The sequence below is a fragment of the Nonomuraea sp. NPDC050540 genome, assembly GCF_044457485.1.
GTDB lineage: Bacteria > Actinomycetota > Actinomycetes > Streptosporangiales > Streptosporangiaceae > Nonomuraea.
Genome location: NZ_JBITHA010000020.1, coordinates 191805 through 210098, shown reverse-complemented (window position 1 = coordinate 210098; position 18294 = coordinate 191805). Strand labels below are relative to the sequence as shown.

Here is an 18294-nt window from a genome sequence, read left to right as displayed (position 1 = left end):
AGACCGAGCTGACCCCCGAGGAGCGGCTGCTGCGCGCGATCTTCGGTGAGAAGGCCCGCGAAGTGCGCGACACCTCGCTGAAGGTGCCGCACGGCGAGCAGGGCAAGGTCATCGGCGTCCGCGTGTTCTCCCGTGACGAGGGCGACGAGCTTCCCCCCGGTGTCAACGAGCTGGTCCGCGTGTACGTGGCCCAGAAGCGTAAGATCACCGACGGTGACAAGCTCGCCGGCCGCCACGGCAACAAGGGCGTCATCTCCAAGATCCTGCCCGTCGAGGACATGCCGTTCCTCGAGGACGGCACGCCGGTCGACATCATCCTCAACCCGCTGGGCGTGCCCGGCCGGATGAACATCGGGCAGGTGCTCGAAGCTCACCTCGGCTGGATCGCGGCCCGCGGCTGGGACATCTCGGGCCTGACCGAGCAGTGGGCGGAGCGCCTGCGCGAGAAGGGCTTCGAGCAGGTCGCGCCGCGGACCAACGTGGCCACGCCGGTCTTCGACGGCGCCCACGAGGAGGAGATCGTCGGTCTGCTCAGCAACACCCTGCCCAACCGCGACGGCGATCGCATGGTGCAGGAGAGCGGAAAGGCGCTGCTGTTCGACGGCCGCTCCGGCGAGCCGTTCCCCTACCCGATCGCGGTGGGTTACAGCTACATCCTGAAGCTGCTGCACCTGGTGGACGACAAGATCCACGCTCGGTCCACCGGCCCGTACTCCATGATCACCCAGCAGCCGCTCGGCGGTAAGGCCCAGTTCGGTGGCCAGCGCTTCGGTGAGATGGAGGTGTGGGCGCTGGAGGCCTACGGCGCGGCCTACGCCCTGCAGGAGCTCCTGACCATCAAGTCCGACGACGTCCTCGGCCGGGTCAAGGTCTACGAGGCCATCGTCAAGGGCGAGAACATCCCCGAGCCCGGCATCCCCGAATCCTTCAAGGTCCTCATCAAGGAAATGCAGTCGCTGTGCCTGAACGTCGAGGTGCTCTCCAGCGACGGCATGTCCATCGAGATGCGCGACACCGACGAGGACGTCTTCAGGGCCGCCGAAGAGCTCGGTATCGATCTGTCCCGGCGTGAGCCGAGCAGCGTGGAAGAAGTCTGAGGGGGAGATCGCACATGCTAGACGTCAACTTCTTCGACGAGCTCCGGATCGGGCTGGCGACGGCCGACGACATCCGCCAGTGGTCACACGGCGAGGTCAAGAAGCCGGAGACGATCAACTACCGGACGCTCAAGCCGGAAAAGGACGGACTCTTCTGCGAGAAGATCTTCGGCCCGACCCGCGACTGGGAGTGCTACTGCGGTAAGTACAAGCGCGTCCGCTTCAAGGGCATCATCTGTGAGCGCTGCGGCGTCGAGGTCACTCGCGCCAAGGTGCGTCGTGAGCGGATGGGCCACATCGAGCTGGCCGCGCCCGTCACGCACATCTGGTACTTCAAGGGCGTTCCCTCGCGTCTCGGCTACCTGCTCGACCTGGCCCCGAAGGACCTCGAGAAGGTCATCTACTTCGCGGCCTACATGATCACGCAGGTCGACGCCGAGATGCGCGACCGTGACCTGCCCTCGCTCGAGGCGAAGATCTCGGTCGAGCGGCAGCACATCGAGCAGCGTCGTGACGCCGACATCGAGACCAGGCAGAAGAAGCTCGAAGGCGACCTGGCCGAGCTTGAGGCCGCCGGCGCCAAGGGCGACCAGCGCCGCAAGGTCCGTGAGGGCGCCGAGCGCGAGATGCGCCAGCTGCGCGACCGCGCACAGCGCGAGCTCGACCGCCTGGACGAGGTGTGGAGCCGGTTCAAGAACCTCAAGGTCCAGGACCTCGAGGGCGACGAACTGCTCTACCGCGAGATGCGCGACCGCTTCGGCCGCTACTTCAAGGGCGGCATGGGCGCGCAGGCGATCCAGGACCGTCTGACCAGCTTCGACCTCGACGCCGAGGCCGAGAACCTGCGCGAGACGATCCGCAGCGGCAAGGGCCAGAAGAAGGCCCGCGCGCTCAAGCGGCTCAAGGTCGTCTCGGCGTTCCTCAACACCACCAACTCGCCCCGCGGGATGGTGCTCGACTGCATCCCGGTCATCCCGCCGGACCTGCGCCCGATGGTGCAGCTCGACGGTGGCCGGTTCGCGACCTCCGACCTCAACGACCTCTACCGTCGTGTGATCAACCGGAACAACCGCCTCAAGCGTCTCCTTGACCTCGGCGCCCCCGAGATCATCGTGAACAACGAGAAGCGGATGCTCCAGGAGGCCGTCGACTCGCTGTTCGACAACGGCCGCCGCGGCCGCCCGGTCACGGGCCCCGGCAACCGTCCGCTCAAGTCCCTCAGCGACATGCTGAAGGGCAAGCAGGGCCGCTTCCGCCAGAACCTGCTGGGCAAGCGCGTCGACTACTCCGGCCGTTCGGTCATCGTCGTCGGCCCGCAGCTGAAGCTGCACCAGTGCGGTCTGCCCAAGCAGATGGCGCTGGAGCTGTTCAAGCCGTTCGTGATGAAGAGGCTCGTGGACCTCAACCACGCGCAGAACATCAAGTCGGCCAAGCGGATGGTCGAGCGCGCCCGCCCGGTCGTGTGGGACGTACTCGAAGAGGTCATCACCGAGCACCCCGTGCTGCTCAACCGCGCTCCGACGCTGCACCGCCTGGGCATCCAGGCGTTCGAGCCGCAGCTGGTCGAGGGCAAGGCCATCCAGATCCACCCGCTCGTCTGCACCGCGTTCAACGCGGACTTCGACGGCGACCAGATGGCCGTGCACCTGCCGCTGTCGGCTGAGGCCCAGGCCGAGGCACGCATCCTGATGCTCTCGACCAACAACATCCTCAAGCCGGCCGACGGCAAGCCCGTGACGATGCCCACCCAGGACATGGTCATCGGCCTCTACTGGCTGACCACGCAGAAGGAGGGCGCCCTCGGCGAGGGCCGCGTCTTCGGCTCCGTGGCCGAGGCCCAGATGGCGTTCGACCGCCGCGAGCTGGACATCCAGGCGAAGATCCAGATCCGGCTCAAGGACGTCTTCCCCGCGCGCGACTGGGTCGCGCCGGAGGGCTGGGAGCAGGGCGACCCGATCCGCCTGGAGACGACGTTCGGCCGGTGCCTGTTCAACCAGACGCTGCCGCCGAACTACCCGTTCGTCAACTTCCAGGTCGGCAAGAAGCAGCTGTCCACGATCGTGAACGAGCTGGCCGAGACCTACCCCAAGGTCGAGGTCGCGGCTTCGCTCGACGCGCTCAAGGACGCAGGCTTCCGCTGGGCGACCCGCTCCGGTGTCACGATCTCGATCGATGACGTCGTCGCGCCGCCCAACAAGGCCGAGATCATGGAGAACTACGAGCGCCGGGCCGACAAGGTCCAGCGTGAGTACGAGCGCGGCCTGATCACCGACGAGGAGCGCCGCCAGGAGCTCATCGAGATCTGGACCCACGCCACCGCGGACGTCGAGACCGACATGGTCAACGCGTTCCCGGCGACGAACCCGGTCTGGATGATGCTCAACTCCGGCGCCCGCGGCAACAAGATGCAGGTGCGTCAGATCGCCGGTATCCGTGGCCTGGTGTCCAACACCAAGGGTGAGACGATCCCGCGTCCGATCAAGGCCTCGTTCCGCGAGGGCCTGTCGGTGCTGGAGTACTTCATCTCCACCCACGGACAGCGGAAGGGTCTGGCCGACACCGCCCTGCGTACCGCCGACTCGGGTTACCTGACCCGTCGTCTGGTGGACGTGGCGCAGGACGTCATCGTGCGCGAGATCGACTGCGGCACCGACCGCGCGGTCCCGCTGCACGTCGGCGACCGTGACGCGTCGGGCAACCTGGTCAAGGCCGACAACGCCGAGTCCAACGTGCACGGCCGCATCCTGGCCGAGGACGTCGAGGTCGACGGCAAGATCATCGCCCCGGCGGGTGTCGACATCAACGACATCCACGTGACCGACCTGGTCAACGCCGGGATCGAGACCGTGCGCACCCGCTCCGCGCTGGTGTGCGAGGCCAAGATCGGTGTCTGCGCGACCTGCTACGGCCGCTCGCTGGCCACCGGCAAGCTCGTGGACGTCGGCGAGGCGGTCGGCATCATCGCCGCCCAGTCGATCGGTGAGCCCGGTACCCAGCTGACGATGCGTACCTTCCACACCGGTGGTGTGGCCGGTGCGGACATCACCCACGGTCTGCCCCGTGTCCAGGAGCTCTTCGAGGCGCGCATCCCCAAGGGTGTCGCCCCGATCTCCGAGGCCGAGGGCCGCGCGCGGATCGACGAGACCGACAAGACCCGCAAGGTGGTCATCACCCCGGACGACGGTTCCGAGGAGATCGCCTACCCGGTGTCGATGCGGTCGCGTCTGCTCGTCTCCGAGGGCCAGCACGTCAAGGTCGGCCAGCAGCTGATCGCGGGTGCGGTCAACCCGAACGAGGTCCTGCGCATCATGGGCCCGCGCGAGGTGCAGCTGCACCTGGTCGCCGAGGTTCAGCAGGTGTACCGCTCGCAGGGTGTGTCGATCCACGACAAGCACATCGAGATCATCGTCCGCCAGATGCTCAAGCGCGTGAACGTGCTGGAGTCGGGCGACACCGACCTGCTCCCCGGCGAGCTGGTCGAGCGTCCCCGCTTCGAGAACATGAACCGCGAGACCGTGGCCGAGGGCGGCCAGCCCGCCGCCGGCCGTCCGGTCCTCATGGGCATCACGAAGGCGTCGCTGGCCACCGAGTCGTGGCTGTCGGCGGCCTCCTTCCAGGAGACGACCAGGGTCCTGACGGACGCGGCGATCCACGCCAAGTCCGACTCGCTCCTGGGCCTGAAGGAGAACGTCATCATCGGTAAGCTCATCCCGGCCGGTACGGGCATGCCCCAGTACCGCAACATCCGGGTGGAGCCGACCGAGGAGGCCAAGGCCGCGATGTACACGGTCGGCGGCTACGACGGCTCCGCGGCGGACTACACGTTCGGCACGGGGTCGGGCGAGGCTGTGCCGCTGGAGGAGTACGACTTCGGCCAGTACAACCGATGAGCCTGTCGCGCTGGACGGTTAGCTAGGAGAAGCGCCCGAGATCTACGGATCTCGGGCGCTTCCGCGTTCGCCCGGCCCTGTGGGGGTATCCGCGTGGTCTGGGTGCATCCGCCCGGTGTCCGGCTCCCGGGCGCGCAGGGCCTCGCTGGGAGCTCCTCACGCACTCGTGTGCGGGAAGGGTTGCCGGGGCTTGCCGTACCCGCGGAGAAGGTTGGTGTAACAAGGGCAGAACAGTGGCCCGGAGCGGGTAAACTTGGCGCGGAGTCTGCTACTGACCACGGCGCGAAACATATCGACGCGCAGCCGTTTTGACGTGCTGCGCGGGGCTAGGTAGTCTTGCCCTTCGTGCCCGTGTATTCATGGGCTCTCACGCGTGCGCTCGCAATGGCGCAGTGTGGCCTCCCCCTGGCGTTCTTCTGCGCGGGAGTGTGGCTCTGTAAGAGCGCGACACGCCCGACCGCGTGGGTCGAAGCAGGGGAGAAAACCGCAGGTCATGACACCGGCAGTACCTGCGAAATGCACAACCTGACGTATCACCGGCTTAGGCATGAACGGAGTGGCAGTGCCCACTATTCAGCAGTTGGTCCGCAAGGGCCGGCAGGACAAGGTCTCCAAGACCAAGACTCCTGCCCTAAAGGGGAGTCCGCAGCGACGCGGCGTCTGCCAGCGCGTCTACACCACGACCCCCAAGAAGCCGAACTCGGCACTGCGCAAGGTGGCCCGTGTCCGCCTCACCAACGGCATCGAGGTCACGGCCTACATCCCGGGTGTGGGTCACAACCTGCAGGAGCACTCCATCGTGCTCGTGCGTGGCGGTCGTGTGAAGGACCTGCCGGGTGTTCGCTACAAGATCATCCGTGGCTCGCTCGACACCCAGGGCGTCCGTAACCGCAAGCAGGCCCGCAGCCGCTACGGCGCGAAGAAGGAGAAGAGCTAACTATGCCTCGCAAGGGTTCTCCTGGCCGTCGTCAGCTCATGTCTGACCCGGTTTACAGCTCGCCGCTGGTTACGGCCCTGATCAACAAGGTGCTGCTGGACGGCAAGCGCTCCATCGCGCAGTCGATCGTCTACGGCGCCCTCGAGGGTTGCAAGGACAAGACCGGCAACGACCCGGTCATCACGCTCAAGCGTGCCCTCGACAACGTCAAGCCCACTCTTGAGGTCCGCAGCCGCCGTGTCGGTGGCGCGACCTACCAGGTCCCGGTCGAGGTGCGCGCCTCGCGCAGCACCACCCTGGCCCTGCGCTGGCTGGTGCAGTACTCCCGCGCCCGCCGTGAGAAGACCATGACCGAGCGCCTCATGAACGAGCTCCTCGACGCCAGCAACGGCCTGGGGGCGAGTGTCAAGAAGCGCGAGGACACCCACAAGATGGCCGAGTCCAACAAGGCCTTCGCCCACTACCGCTGGTAACAGCGGGTTCGACGAGACGACGAGGACGCGAGAGAAGTGGCCGCAACGACCGCTCTTGACCTGGCCAAGGTCCGCAACATTGGGATCATCGCCCATATCGATGCGGGCAAGACCACGACGACCGAGCGCATCCTGTTCTACACCGGTATCAACTACAAGATCGGTGAGGTCCACGATGGCGCTGCCACCATGGACTGGATGGAGCAGGAGCAGGAGCGCGGCATCACGATCACGTCCGCCGCGACGACTGCCGAGTGGGACGGTCACACGATCAACCTGATCGACACGCCGGGCCACGTCGACTTCACCATCGAGGTTGAGCGCAACCTGCGCGTCCTCGACGGCGCGGTCACCGTGTTCGACGGTGTCGCGGGTGTCGAGCCGCAGTCCGAGACGGTGTGGCGGCAGGCTGACCGCTACGGCGTTCCGCGCATCTGCTTCGTGAACAAGATGGACCGCGTCGGCGCGGAGTTCCACCGCTGCGTCGACATGATGGTCAGCCGGCTGGCGGCGACGCCGGCGGTTGTCCAGCTTCCGTGGGGCGTCGAGGCCGGCTTCAAGGGCGTCATCGACCTCATCCGGATGAAGGGCCTGCTCTGGAGCGAGGAGGCGGCCAAGGGCGAGATGTACGACGTCGTCGACATCCCGGCCGACCACGCCGAGATCGCTCGCGAGTGGCGCGACCGTCTGGTCGAGACCGTCGCCGAGAACGACGACGAGCTGATGGAGCTCTACCTCGACGCGGTCGAGCCCACCGAGGAGCAGCTGGTCGCCGCCATCCGGCGCGCGACCCTCGCCAGCGCCATCAACCCGGTCCTCACCGGCACCGCGTTCAAGAACAAGGGCGTGCAGCCCCTGCTCGACGCCATCGTCGCCTTCCTCCCCGCGCCGACCGACATCCCGGCCTTCAAGGGCCACGCGGTCGGCAACGAAGAGGAGATCATCGAACGGCACGCGGACCCCGACGAGCCCTTCTCGGCTCTGGCCTTCAAGATCATGAGCGACCCGCACCTGGGCAAGCTCACCTACCTCCGCATCTACTCGGGTTCGCTCGAGACCGGCTCGCAGGTGCTCAATCCTGTGAAGGGCCGTAAGGAGCGGATCGGCAAGATCTACCAGATGCACGCCAACAAGCGCGAAGAGCGCCCGGCGGCCTACGCTGGTCAGATCGTCGCCGTCATGGGTCTGAAGGACACCACGACCGGTCACACGCTCTGCGACGTGAACAAGCCCGTGGTTCTGGAGTCGATGACGTTCCCGGCCCCGGTCATCCAGGTCGCGATCGAGCCCAAGACCAAGGGCGACCAGGAGAAGCTGTCCACCGCCATTCAGCGTCTGGCCGAGGAGGACCCGTCCTTCCGCGTCCAGCGTGACGAGGAGACCGGTCAGACGATCATCTCCGGCATGGGCGAGCTCCACCTGGAGATCATCGTCGACCGTATGCGCCGCGAGTTCAAGGTCGAGGCCAACGTCGGTCGTCCGCAGGTCGCCTACCGCGAGACCATCCGCCGCAAGGTGGAGAAGGTCGACTACACCCACAAGAAGCAGACCGGTGGTTCCGGTCAGTTCGCGCGGGTCATCATCAACCTCGAGCCGCTCGGCGAAGGCAACGACGGGTACGAGTTCGAGAACAAGGTCTCGGGTGGCCGCGTCCCGAGGGAGTACATCCCCTCGGTCGACGCCGGCGCCCAGGAAGCCGCCGAGTTCGGCGTGCTGGCCGGTTACCCGATGGTCGGCGTGAAGGTGACGCTGACCGACGGTGCCGCGCACGACGTCGACTCCTCGGAAATGGCCTTCAAGATCGCTGGCTCGATGGCCTTCAAGGAGGCCGCGCGCAAGGCGGACGCTGTGCTTCTCGAGCCGATGATGGCCGTCGAGGTCACCACGCCCGAGGACTACATGGGTGACGTCATCGGTGACCTCAACGGCCGCCGCGGGCAGATCCAGTCGATGGACGAGCGCTCCGGCGCCCGCGTCATCACCGCCCTGGTTCCGCTGTCCGAGATGTTCGGCTACGTGGGTGACCTTCGTAGCAAGACGCAGGGCCGCGCGAGCTACAGCATGCAGTTCGACTCCTACGCGGAGGTGCCGCCCGGCATCGCCAAGGAGATCGTCGCGAAGGCCCGGGGCGAGTAGTACGAACCCCGGAGTCCCTGGTGGGGCGGCGCGAGCCGCCTCACCGCCCAGGGGCCGGGTAACTTCCCGGGCCCGAGTGTGAAGTAAGTCAGTCAGATTCTCTAAGGAGAGAACCAGTGGCTAAGGCCAAGTTCGAGCGGACTAAGCCGCACGTGAACATCGGCACCATTGGGCACATCGACCACGGCAAGACCACTCTGACCGCGGCGATCACCCAGGTGCTGCACAAGCGCTTCCCCGAGATCAACGAGGCGACCCCGTTCGACAAGATCGACAAGGCGCCCGAGGAGAAGGCTCGCGGCATCACGATCTCGATCGCGCACGTCGAGTACCAGACCGAGAAGCGCCACTATGCCCACGTGGACTGCCCCGGTCACGCCGACTACGTGAAGAACATGATCACCGGTGCTGCCCAGATGGACGGCGCGATTCTGGTGGTCGCGGCGACCGACGGTCCGATGCCCCAGACGAAGGAGCACGTTCTCCTGGCTCGCCAGGTCGGCGTTCCCTACATCGTCGTGGCGCTCAACAAGTCCGACATGGTGGACGACGAGGAGATCCTGGAGCTCGTCGAGCTCGAGGTTCGTGAGCTCCTGTCCGCTCAGGAGTTCCCCGGCGACGACCTCCCCGTGGTCCGCGTCTCCGCGCTCAAGGCGCTGGAGGGCGACACCAAGTGGGAGGACAGCATCATCGAGCTGATGACCGCTGTCGACGAGAACGTCCCCGAGCCGGTCCGTGAGACCGACAAGCCGTTCCTGATGCCGGTCGAGGACGTTTTCTCGATCACGGGTCGCGGCACCGTCGTCACCGGTCGTATCGAGCGCGGTATCGTCAAGGTCAACGAGACCGTCGACATCATCGGCATCAAGACCGACAAGACCACCACCACGGTCACCGGTGTCGAGATGTTCCGCAAGCTGCTCGACGAGGGCCAGGCCGGTGACAACGTCGGTCTGCTCCTGCGTGGCATCAAGCGCGAGGACGTCGAGCGCGGTCAGTGTGTCATCAAGCCGGGCACCACGACCCCGCACACCGACTTCGAGGCTCAGGTCTACATCCTGGGCAAGGACGAGGGCGGCCGCCACACGCCGTTCTTCAACAACTACCGCCCGCAGTTCTACTTCCGTACGACGGACGTGACCGGTGTGGTGAACCTCCCCGAGGGCACCGAGATGGTCATGCCGGGCGACAACACCGAAATGCGCGTTGAGCTGATCCAGCCCATCGCCATGGAGGACGGTCTGAAGTTCGCGATCCGTGAGGGTGGCCGCACCGTCGGCGCCGGTCGCGTGACGAAGATCCTCAAGTAGCACGATTCGCCGGGGCGGCGGTCGGCCTCATCACAGGGCCGGCCGCCGATCCGCGAAAGCTCCAGCACGGCTCCACGCAAAGCCGTGATCTCGCAGTGGCTTCGGACGACCGCAGGTTGTGACCGAAGTAACTGCCGGATCACGGAAGAAAACGGCAGATCGTATACGTCTGCTACGTGGGGTTATCGGGCGGTTTCGCCCGTATGAACAGCGGCAACAGGCCGCACGATACTTTTTCAGACGACAGCGAAGGACACCGAGGCCACTATGGCGGGACAGAAGATCCGCATCCGGCTTAAGGCCTATGACCACGAGGTCATCGATAGCTCGGCCAAGAAGATCGTCGAGACGGTGACGCGGACTGGCGCGAAGGTCGCGGGCCCGGTGCCGCTGCCGACCGAGAAGAACGTGTACTGCGTCATCCGCTCGCCGCACAAGTACAAGGACAGCCGCGAGCACTTCGAGATGCGCACGCACAAGCGGCTGATTGACATCATCGACCCCACGCCCAAGACCGTCGACTCGCTCATGCGTCTCGACCTCCCCGCGGGCGTTGACATTTCGATCAAGCTCTGAGGGAACGCACTGACATGGCTAAGACGATCAAGGGCGTCCTGGGCAAGAAGCTCGGCATGACCCAGGTCTTCGACGCGGACAACCGGATGGTTCCGGTGACCGTGGTCGAGGCCGGTCCGTGCGTGGTGACCCGCGTCCGCAGCGCTGAGAAGGACGGCTACTCCGCCATCCAGCTCGGCTTCGGGCAGGTCGACCCCCGGAAGGTCAACAAGCCGCTCGGCGACTACCTGCGTAAGCACGACATCACCCCGCGCCGTTACTTTGCGGAGATCCGCACCGACGACGCGAGCGACTACACCCTGGGCCAGGAACTGCTGGCCGACACCTTCGAGGCCGGCCAGTACGTCGACGTGACTGGCAAGTCCAAGGGCAAGGGTTTCGCCGGTGTCATGAAGCGCCACGGCTTCAAGGGCCTGGGCGCCTCGCACGGTACGCAGCGCAAGCACCGCTCGCCGGGTTCCATCGGTGGCTGCGCCACCCCGGGCCGCGTATTCAAGGGTCTTCGCATGGCCGGCCGGATGGGTAACGTCCGCACCACCGTGCAGAGCCTCAAGGTTCACGCCGTGGACGCCGAGAAGGGTCTCATCCTGATCAAGGGTGCGATCCCCGGTGCCAACGGCAGCCTGGTCCTCGTCCGTACCGCTGCCAAGAAGGGGGCTGCCAAGTGAGTACCACTATTGACGTCCTCGACGCCAGCGGCGCGAAGACCGGCACGGTTGACCTCCCCGAGAACATCTTCGGGGCCAAGGTCAACGTTCCGCTGATCCACCAGGTGGTCGTGGCCCAGCTCGCCGCTCGCCGGCAGGGCACCCACAAGGCCAAGACCCGTGGTGAGGTCCGTGGCGGCGGCAAGAAGCCGTACCGCCAGAAGGGCACCGGCCGCGCCCGTCAGGGTTCGACCCGCGCGCCCCAGTTCGCCGGCGGTGGCGTCGTCCACGGTCCGGTTCCGCGCGACTACTCGCAGCGGACCCCGAAGAAGATGAAGGCCGCCGCCCTGCGTGGCGCCCTGTCCGACCGGGCGTCCGGCAACCGCGTTCACGTGGTCAGCACGCTGGTCACGGGGGAGACCCCGAAGACCAAGGCCGCCCTGGAGGCGCTGCGTAAGATCACCCAGGCTCCGCGCGTTCTCGTCGTCGTCGACGAGGCCGACGAGCTGACCTGGATGAGCCTGCGCAACGCTCCGGAGGTCCACCTGCTGGACGCCGGGCAGCTGAACACCTACGACGTGCTCGTCCACGACGACGTGGTCTTCACGCAGGAGGCCTACGACCAGGTCGTCGCGCGGCTTTCGGTCGAGTCGAGCAAGAAGGAAGACGCCTGATGGAGAAGATCGCCGACCCGCGCGACGTCATCATCAAGCCGGTCGTCTCCGAGAAGAGCTACGGCCTGATCGATGAGCACAACAAGTACACGTTCCTGGTCCGTAAGACCGCGAACAAGACTCAGGTGAAGATTGCCGTTGAGCAGATCTTCGGGGTCAAGGTCAGCAGCGTGAACACCATCAACCGGCAGGGCAAGCGCAAGCGCACCCGCACCGGTTTCGGCAAGCGTCCCGACACCAAGCGCGCGATTGTGAGCCTGGTCGAGGGCGATCGGATCGACATCTTCGGTCAGATCGGCTAGTGCTCGCCGTACATAGCTAGAAAAGGGCGAACCGCCGCACGTTCGTGCGGCGGGCTCTCCCATGTAACCGACAAAGGATGAACGAAAAAGATGGGCATCCGTAAGTACAAGCCGACGACCCCGGGTCGCCGCGGCTCGAGTGTCTCGGACTTCTCCGAGATCACCCGCAGCACGCCCGAGAAGTCGCTGCTTGCGCCCCTTCACAGTAAGGGCGGCCGCAACGTACACGGCCGGGTCACCGCTCGCCACCAAGGCGGCGGTCACAAGCGCGCCTACAGGATTATCGACTTCCGCAGGCATGACAAGGACGGCATTCCGGCCAAGGTCGCTCACATCGAGTACGACCCCAACCGGACCGCCAACATCGCTCTGCTGCACTACGCCGATGGTGAGAAGCGCTACATCATCGCTCCCACCGGCCTCAAGCAGGGCGACCGGATCGAGAACGGCCCTTCGGCCGACATCAAGCCGGGCAACTGCCTGCCGCTGCGCAACATCCCGACCGGTACCTTCATCCACGCGGTGGAGCTCCGTCCGGGCGGTGGCGCCAAGCTGGGTCGTTCCGCCGGTGCGCAGATCCAGCTGCTCGCCAAGGAGGGCCAGTACGCCACGCTGCGTATGCCTTCCGGCGAAATGCGCATGGTCGACGTGCGTTGCCGCGCGACTGTCGGTCAGGTGGGCAACGCCGAGCAGGCCAACATCAACTGGGGCAAGGCCGGACGTATGCGGTGGAAGGGCAAGCGCCCGACCGTCCGCGGTGTCGCGATGAACCCCGTCGACCACCCCCACGGTGGTGGTGAGGGTAAGACCTCCGGTGGTCGCCACCCGGTCAACCCCAAGGGCAAGCCCGAGGGCCGTACCCGTCAGGCGAACAAGGCCAGTGACAGGCTGATCATCCGCCGTCGGTCCAAGAGGAAGAAGCGGTAGGAGCAGCCACAATGCCACGTAGCCTTAAGAAGGGCCCCTTCGTGGACGACCACCTTCAGAAGAAGGTCGAAGTCCAGAACGAAAAGGGCTCCAAGAACGTCATCAAGACGTGGTCGCGCCGGTCGATGATCGTGCCCGACATGCTCGGTCACACGATCGCCGTGCACGACGGCCGCAAGCACGTCCCGGTGTTCGTCACCGAGTCGATGATCGGCCACAAGCTCGGCGAGTTCGCGCCTACGCGGACGTTCCGCAGCCACGTCAAGGAAGACCGCCGCAGCCGGCGATAAACAGCCTTCAGAAGTAAGAGGAGTAAGCGATGGAAGCCAGGGCTCAGGCGCGGTTCGTCCGTGTCACGCCCCTCAAGGCCCGCCGCGTGGTGGACCTTATTCGCGGGCTGCCCGCTTCGGAGGCGCAGGCCGTGCTGCAGTTCGCTCCCCAGGCGGCGAGCGAGCCGATCTACAAGGTGCTCTCGAGCGCGATGGCGAACGCGGAGCACAACTTCAAGCTCGACCCCGAGTCGCTCGTCGTGAGCCGTGCGTGGGTCGACGAGGGCCCGACGCTGAAGCGGTTCCGACCGCGTGCCCAGGGTCGCGCCTATCGGATCAACAAGCGGACGAGCCACATCACCGTGATCGTGGAGTCCCGCGAGCCGAAGGGAAGGACCCGATAGTGGGCCAGAAGGTTAACCCGCACGGGTTCCGCCTCGGCATCACGACCGACTTCAAGAGCCGGTGGTACGCCGACAAGCTGTACAAGTCGTACGTCGCCGAGGACGTGTCGATCCGCCGCATGCTGCAGAAGGGCATGGAGCGGGCCGGCATCTCCAAGGTCGAGATCGAGCGCACGACGGACCGCGTCCAGGTGGACATCCACACCGCGCGTCCGGGCATCGTCATCGGCCGCCGCGGCGCTGAGGCGGACCGCATCCGTGGCGACCTGGAGAAGCTGACCAAGAAGCAGGTTCAGCTCAACATCCTCGAGGTCAAGAACCCGGAGATCGACGCTCAGCTGGTGGCTCAGGCCGTCGCCGAGCAGCTGTCCAGCCGTGTCTCGTTCCGCCGCGCCATGCGCAAGGCGATGCAGTCGGCCATGAAGTCCGGCGCCAAGGGCATCCGTGTCCAGTGCTCCGGTCGTCTGGGCGGCGCCGAGATGTCCCGGTCGGAGTTCTACCGCGAGGGTCGCGTGCCGCTGCACACCCTTCGCGCGGACATCGACTACGGCTTCTACGAGGCCCGCACGACCTTCGGCCGTATCGGCGTGAAGGTCTGGATCTACAAGGGCGAGGCTCCGACCAGCCGCGCCGAGCGTGAGGCAGCTGCCGCCGGTGCTCGTGCCGGCCAGCGTCGTGAGCGCGACGACCGTCGTGGTGGTGGCGGCGGCGACCGTCCGCGTCGTGGTGGTGGCGCCGGTGGCGCTCGCCGCGGCGGCGGTGGCGGTGGCCGTGGCGACCGCGCCCCCCGCACCGAGGCGGCCGCACAGGCTGCCCCCGAGACCGGCCCGGCTGCGCAGCCGGGTGCTGAAGGGAGCTGACCATGCTGATCCCGCGCAGGGTCAAGCACCGCAAGCAGCACCGGCCCGACCGCAGTGGCGCCGCCAAGGGTGGCACCAGGGTCACGTTCGGCGAGTTCGGCATTCAGGCGATTGAGCACTCCTACGTGACCAACCGTCAGATCGAGTCCGCGCGTATCGCGATGACCCGCCACATCAAGCGTGGTGGCAAGGTGTGGATCAACATCTACCCCGACCGTCCCCTCACCAAGAAGCCCGCCGAGACCCGTATGGGTTCCGGTAAGGGTTCGCCGGAGTGGTGGATCGCCAACGTCAAGCCCGGACGCGTGATGTTCGAGCTGTCGGGTGTCGCGGAGCCGGTGGCTCGTGAAGCGCTGAAGCGCGCGATCCACAAGCTGCCGATGAAGTGCAAGATCGTCAAGCGTGAAGTGGGTGAGGCGTGATGGCCAAGAGCCTGACCGCCGGCGAGCTGCGGGTGGAGGACCAGGACACCCTGGTCCAGAAGCTCAAGGAAGCCAAGGAGGAGCTGTTCAACCTCCGCTTCCAGTCAGCGACCGGTCAGTTGGAGAGCCACGGGCGGCTGCGCGCCGTTCGCCGCGAGATCGCCCGCATCTACACCGTGATGCGCGAGCGCGAGCTCGGCATTGTCACGGTGGTTGAGAAGGAGTCGAGCGATGGCTGAGACCGAGACCACTGAGACGACGCAGCGGACCTTCCGCAAGGTCCGCGAGGGCCTGGTCGTCAGCGACAAGATGGACAAGACCGTCGTCGTCGCTGTCGAGGACCGCGTCAAGCACCGTCTGTACGGCAAGGTCATCCGCCGTACGACCAAGTACAAGGCACACGACGAGGCCAACGCCTGTGGCGTCGGCGACCGCGTGCTGCTCATGGAGACCCGCCCGCTCTCCGCCACCAAGCGGTGGCGCGTGGTGGAGATCCTCGAGAAGGCCAAGTAAGGCCTGCTCGGATATATGCGCGCCTCGTGGGGGCTGTCTCGACAGCCCCCATGACGGCGTCCAAGGACGTGGCCGTCGTACGGCTGCCGCGTCGCCTGCGGTGCGGCCTCTCTCCTTGAGAGGGGCTGTGGCCGTGGGAACAAGACAACGACAGGTTCCGCCAGGCTCAGCTCGCTGAGAACCGGCGCGACTAACAGGAGTAACAGTGATCCAGCAGGAGTCGCGACTCAAGGTCGCCGACAACACGGGTGCCAAGGAGATTCTCTGCATCCGCGTTCTCGGTGGCTCGGGTCGACGCTACGCGGGTATCGGCGACGTCATCGTCGCCACGGTTAAGGACGCCCTCCCCGGCAGCACGGGCGTCAAGAAGGGTGACGTGGTCAAGGCCGTCGTCGTCCGCACGGTCAAGGAGCGCCGCCGGCCTGACGGCTCCTACATCCGCTTCGACGAGAACGCCGCCGTCATCATCAAGGACAGCGGTGACCCTCGTGGCACTCGTATCTTCGGCCCGGTCGGCCGCGAGCTGCGCGACAAGAAGTTCATGCGCATCATCTCGCTCGCTCCGGAGGTGTTGTAATGCCGAAGTTCCTGCACGTGAAGAAGGGTGACCTGGTTCAGGTCATCGCCGGCAAGGACAAGGGTGCCAAGGGCCGGGTCATCGCCTCCCTCCCGCACGAGGACCGTGTGGTGGTCGAGGGCGTCAACCTGATCAAGAAGCACTCGAAGGAGACCAACCAGGGTCCGCGTGGCGCCAAGCAGGGCGGCGTGCAGACCATGGAGGCCCCCATCCACGTGAGCAACGTGAAGAAGCTCAAGGACGACAAGCCCGCGGAGAAGAAGGCCGACGAGAAGAAGGCCGACGCTTCGGAGGGTGAGGACAGCTGATGACTGCCACGACCACCGAGACCGAGCGTCCGACGCCGCGCCTCAAGACGAAGTACCGCGAGGAGATCATCGCGAAGCTTCGTGAGGAGTTCGGCTTCGAGAACGTCATGCTGGTGCCCGGCCTGACCAAGATCAAGGTCAACATGGGTGTCGGCGAGGCCGCTCGCGACTCCAAGCTGATCGAGGGCGCTGTCCGCGACCTCACGGTGATCACCGGCCAGAAGCCGGCCGTCGTCCGCGCCCGCAAGTCCATCGCGCAGTTCAAGCTGCGTGAGGGCATGCCGATCGGCGCGCACGTGACCCTTCGCGGCGACCGGATGTGGGAGTTCCTCGACAGGCTGCTGTCGCTGGCGCTGCCCCGTATCCGTGACTTCCGCGGTCTGTCGCCGAAGCAGTTCGACGGCAACGGCAACTACACCTTCGGTCTGACCGAGCAGGTCATGTTCCACGAGGTCGACCAGGACAAGGTCGACCGGCCGCGGGGCATGGACATCACGGTCGTGACCACCGCGAAGAACGACGACGAGGGCCGGGCGCTGCTGAAGCTCCTCGGCTTCCCTTTCAAGGAGGCCTAAACGATGGCGAAGAAGTCGCTGATCGCCAAGGCGGGGCGTAAGCAGAAGTTCGAGGTCCGGGCCTACACCCGTTGCTCTCGCTGTGGCCGTCCCCGCGCCGTCTACAGGAAGTTCGGCCTGTGCCGTGTCTGCTTCCGTGAGATGGCGCACCGGGGCGAGCTGCCCGGCATCACCAAGTCCAGCTGGTAGGTACTCTAAGGGGCGGCCGTTCTCCGGCCGTCCCTGGAGTGCGCCAGCCGTACTTTCCAGATATATCCAAACTGGGTGCTCCGTCGGAGCGCCCGTGACCACGCCGAAGGTCCACCGGTAGAGCGCGGAGAGGTAGCTGAAGCGGACACTGAGGGAGGCATTCGCCCACCCCGAGGTGCGAGCTGAGGCGGACTCGACCATCAGAAGCGCTTCACCGACTGGAAACCGCGGCGAGGAAGGCCGTTGGCCATGACGATGACCGACCCGATCGCAGACATGTTGACGCGTCTGCGCAATGCGAATTCGGCATATCACGACAGCGTGACCATGCCGTATTCCAAGATCAAGGCGCACATCGCCGAGATCCTCCAGCAGGAGGGTTACATCCAGGCCTGGACCGTTGAGGACGCCAAGGTCGGGAAGAACCTCGTGGTGGAGCTCAAGTTCGGGCCGAGCCGTGAGCGTTCGCTCGCGGGGCTGCGCCGGGTTTCCAAGCCCGGGCTGCGTGTATATGCGAAGAAGGACAACCTGCCTCGAGTTCTGGGTGGGCTGGGCGTCGCGATCATCTCGACGTCTGGCGGGCTCATGACCGACAAGCAGGCCGGCAAGCGTGGCGTGGGCGGCGAAGTCCTCGCCTACGTCTGGTAGAGGGGAGGAACACAGCATGTCGCGAATCGGACGGCTGCCCATCCCTGTGCCCAGTGGCGTAGACATCACGATCACCGGCCAGGACGTCCAGGTCAAGGGCCCGAAGGGCACGCTTTCTCACACGGTGGCCGAGCCCATTTCGGTGGCTCGCGCCGAAGACGGGACCATCGCGGTCTCCCGTCCCAATGACGAGAACAAGGTCCGTGCGCTGCACGGCCTGTCTCGCACGCTCATCGCCAACATGGTGCAGGGTGTCACTCAGGGCTACTCCAAGAGCCTTGAAATCGTCGGTGTCGGCTACCGCGTTCAGGCCAAGGGCCCGTCGCAGCTCGAGTTCGCGCTCGGCTTCAGCCACCCGGTGATCGTTGACGCTCCCGAGGGTGTCACCTTCCGCGTCGAGAAGCCGACGCTGTTCCACGTGGACGGCATCGACAAGCAGAAGGTCGGCGAGGTCGCCGCGAACATCCGCAAGCTGCGCAAGCCTGACCCGTACAAGGGCAAGGGTGTGCGGTACCAAGGCGAGCAGATCCGCCGCAAGGTCGGAAAGGCTGGTAAGTAGG

At 65.9% G+C, this 18294-nt stretch carries 22 protein-coding genes and 1 pseudogene; all 23 read left to right on the top strand.

The window, feature by feature from the left end; all coding sequences use genetic code 11:
* Positions 1–1097 (top strand): annotated as a pseudogene (locus tag ACIBI5_RS45695) (DNA-directed RNA polymerase subunit beta); the annotation flags it as partial.
* A 14-nt stretch (positions 1098–1111) separates the two neighbouring features.
* Positions 1112–4987, top strand: a complete 3876-nt coding sequence (locus ACIBI5_RS45690; RefSeq protein WP_397256737.1) for a DNA-directed RNA polymerase subunit beta' — start codon at positions 1112–1114, stop codon at positions 4985–4987.
* A gap of 562 nt (positions 4988–5549) precedes the next feature.
* Positions 5550–5924, top strand: a complete 375-nt coding sequence (gene rpsL, locus ACIBI5_RS45685) for a 30S ribosomal protein S12 (protein WP_020542315.1) — start codon at positions 5550–5552, stop codon at positions 5922–5924.
* Positions 5925–5926: 2 nt separating this feature from the next.
* Positions 5927–6397 carry a 30S ribosomal protein S7 gene (gene rpsG, locus ACIBI5_RS45680; RefSeq protein ID WP_184958080.1) on the top strand — a complete coding sequence of 157 codons (471 nt, stop codon included), beginning with the start codon at positions 5927–5929 and terminating at the stop codon, positions 6395–6397.
* A gap of 36 nt (positions 6398–6433) precedes the next feature.
* Positions 6434–8533 (top strand): elongation factor G, encoded by a 2100-nt coding sequence (gene fusA, locus ACIBI5_RS45675; protein WP_397256735.1) that lies wholly within the window; start codon positions 6434–6436, stop codon positions 8531–8533.
* A 116-nt stretch (positions 8534–8649) separates the two neighbouring features.
* A complete protein-coding gene (gene tuf, locus ACIBI5_RS45670; protein WP_397256733.1) occupies positions 8650–9843 on the top strand; it encodes an elongation factor Tu in 1194 nt (397 codons plus the stop codon).
* A 267-nt stretch (positions 9844–10110) separates the two neighbouring features.
* Positions 10111–10419, top strand: a complete 309-nt coding sequence (gene rpsJ, locus ACIBI5_RS45665; protein ID WP_012887830.1) for a 30S ribosomal protein S10 — start codon at positions 10111–10113, stop codon at positions 10417–10419.
* 14 nt (positions 10420–10433) lie between these two features.
* Positions 10434–11087 carry a 50S ribosomal protein L3 gene (gene rplC, locus ACIBI5_RS45660; RefSeq protein ID WP_184958077.1) on the top strand — a complete coding sequence of 218 codons (654 nt, stop codon included), beginning with the start codon at positions 10434–10436 and terminating at the stop codon, positions 11085–11087.
* Positions 11084–11740 (top strand): 50S ribosomal protein L4, encoded by a 657-nt coding sequence (gene rplD, locus ACIBI5_RS45655; RefSeq protein ID WP_184958076.1) that lies wholly within the window; start codon positions 11084–11086, stop codon positions 11738–11740. The genes rplC and rplD overlap by 4 nt, the downstream gene beginning before the upstream one ends.
* Complete coding sequence (gene rplW / locus ACIBI5_RS45650; protein ID WP_379614536.1) at positions 11740–12042, top strand: 50S ribosomal protein L23; 303 nt, start codon at positions 11740–11742, stop codon at positions 12040–12042. Before rplD ends, rplW begins: the two co-directional genes overlap by 1 nt.
* Before the next feature lie 90 nt (positions 12043–12132).
* Positions 12133–12969, top strand: a complete 837-nt coding sequence (rplB, locus tag ACIBI5_RS45645; RefSeq protein WP_379570559.1) for a 50S ribosomal protein L2 — start codon at positions 12133–12135, stop codon at positions 12967–12969.
* Positions 12970–12980: 11 nt separating this feature from the next.
* Positions 12981–13259, top strand: a complete 279-nt coding sequence (gene rpsS, locus ACIBI5_RS45640; protein ID WP_184958073.1) for a 30S ribosomal protein S19 — start codon at positions 12981–12983, stop codon at positions 13257–13259.
* Positions 13260–13288: 29 nt separating this feature from the next.
* A complete protein-coding gene (gene rplV / locus ACIBI5_RS45635; RefSeq protein WP_379614534.1) occupies positions 13289–13642 on the top strand; it encodes a 50S ribosomal protein L22 in 354 nt (117 codons plus the stop codon).
* The gene (gene rpsC / locus ACIBI5_RS45630; protein ID WP_397093431.1) at positions 13642–14502 is read left to right on the top strand and encodes a 30S ribosomal protein S3; all 861 of its coding nucleotides are present in this window, start codon (positions 13642–13644) and stop codon (positions 14500–14502) included. The genes rplV and rpsC overlap by 1 nt, the downstream gene beginning before the upstream one ends.
* A 2-nt stretch (positions 14503–14504) precedes the next feature.
* Positions 14505–14924, top strand: a complete 420-nt coding sequence (gene rplP / locus ACIBI5_RS45625) for a 50S ribosomal protein L16 (RefSeq protein WP_184958070.1) — start codon at positions 14505–14507, stop codon at positions 14922–14924.
* Positions 14924–15163 carry a 50S ribosomal protein L29 gene (gene rpmC / locus ACIBI5_RS45620; RefSeq protein WP_184958069.1) on the top strand — a complete coding sequence of 80 codons (240 nt, stop codon included), beginning with the start codon at positions 14924–14926 and terminating at the stop codon, positions 15161–15163. Before rplP ends, rpmC begins: the two co-directional genes overlap by 1 nt.
* Complete coding sequence (rpsQ, locus tag ACIBI5_RS45615) at positions 15156–15437, top strand: 30S ribosomal protein S17 (RefSeq protein ID WP_184958068.1); 282 nt, start codon at positions 15156–15158, stop codon at positions 15435–15437. Before rpmC ends, rpsQ begins: the two co-directional genes overlap by 8 nt.
* Positions 15438–15642: 205 nt before the next feature.
* Positions 15643–16014, top strand: a complete 372-nt coding sequence (gene rplN, locus ACIBI5_RS45610; RefSeq protein ID WP_043623452.1) for a 50S ribosomal protein L14 — start codon at positions 15643–15645, stop codon at positions 16012–16014.
* Between the two features lie 11 nt (positions 16015–16025).
* On the top strand, positions 16026–16322 hold the full coding sequence (gene rplX / locus ACIBI5_RS45605) for a 50S ribosomal protein L24 (protein WP_379614716.1): 297 nt from the start codon (positions 16026–16028) through the stop codon (positions 16320–16322).
* Positions 16322–16897, top strand: coding sequence for a 50S ribosomal protein L5 (rplE, locus tag ACIBI5_RS45600; protein WP_184958066.1), 576 nt, complete (start codon positions 16322–16324; stop codon positions 16895–16897). The genes rplX and rplE overlap by 1 nt, the downstream gene beginning before the upstream one ends.
* Before the next feature lie 3 nt (positions 16898–16900).
* A complete protein-coding gene (locus ACIBI5_RS45595; protein WP_020542298.1) occupies positions 16901–17086 on the top strand; it encodes a type Z 30S ribosomal protein S14 in 186 nt (61 codons plus the stop codon).
* Between the two features lie 249 nt (positions 17087–17335).
* On the top strand, positions 17336–17734 hold the full coding sequence (gene rpsH / locus ACIBI5_RS45590) for a 30S ribosomal protein S8 (RefSeq protein ID WP_184958065.1): 399 nt from the start codon (positions 17336–17338) through the stop codon (positions 17732–17734).
* Positions 17735–17750: 16 nt separating this feature from the next.
* Positions 17751–18293: a 50S ribosomal protein L6 gene (rplF, locus tag ACIBI5_RS45585; RefSeq protein WP_379614528.1), complete on the top strand. Its 543-nt coding sequence runs from the start codon at positions 17751–17753 to the stop codon at positions 18291–18293.
* Position 18294 lies beyond the last annotated feature (1 nt).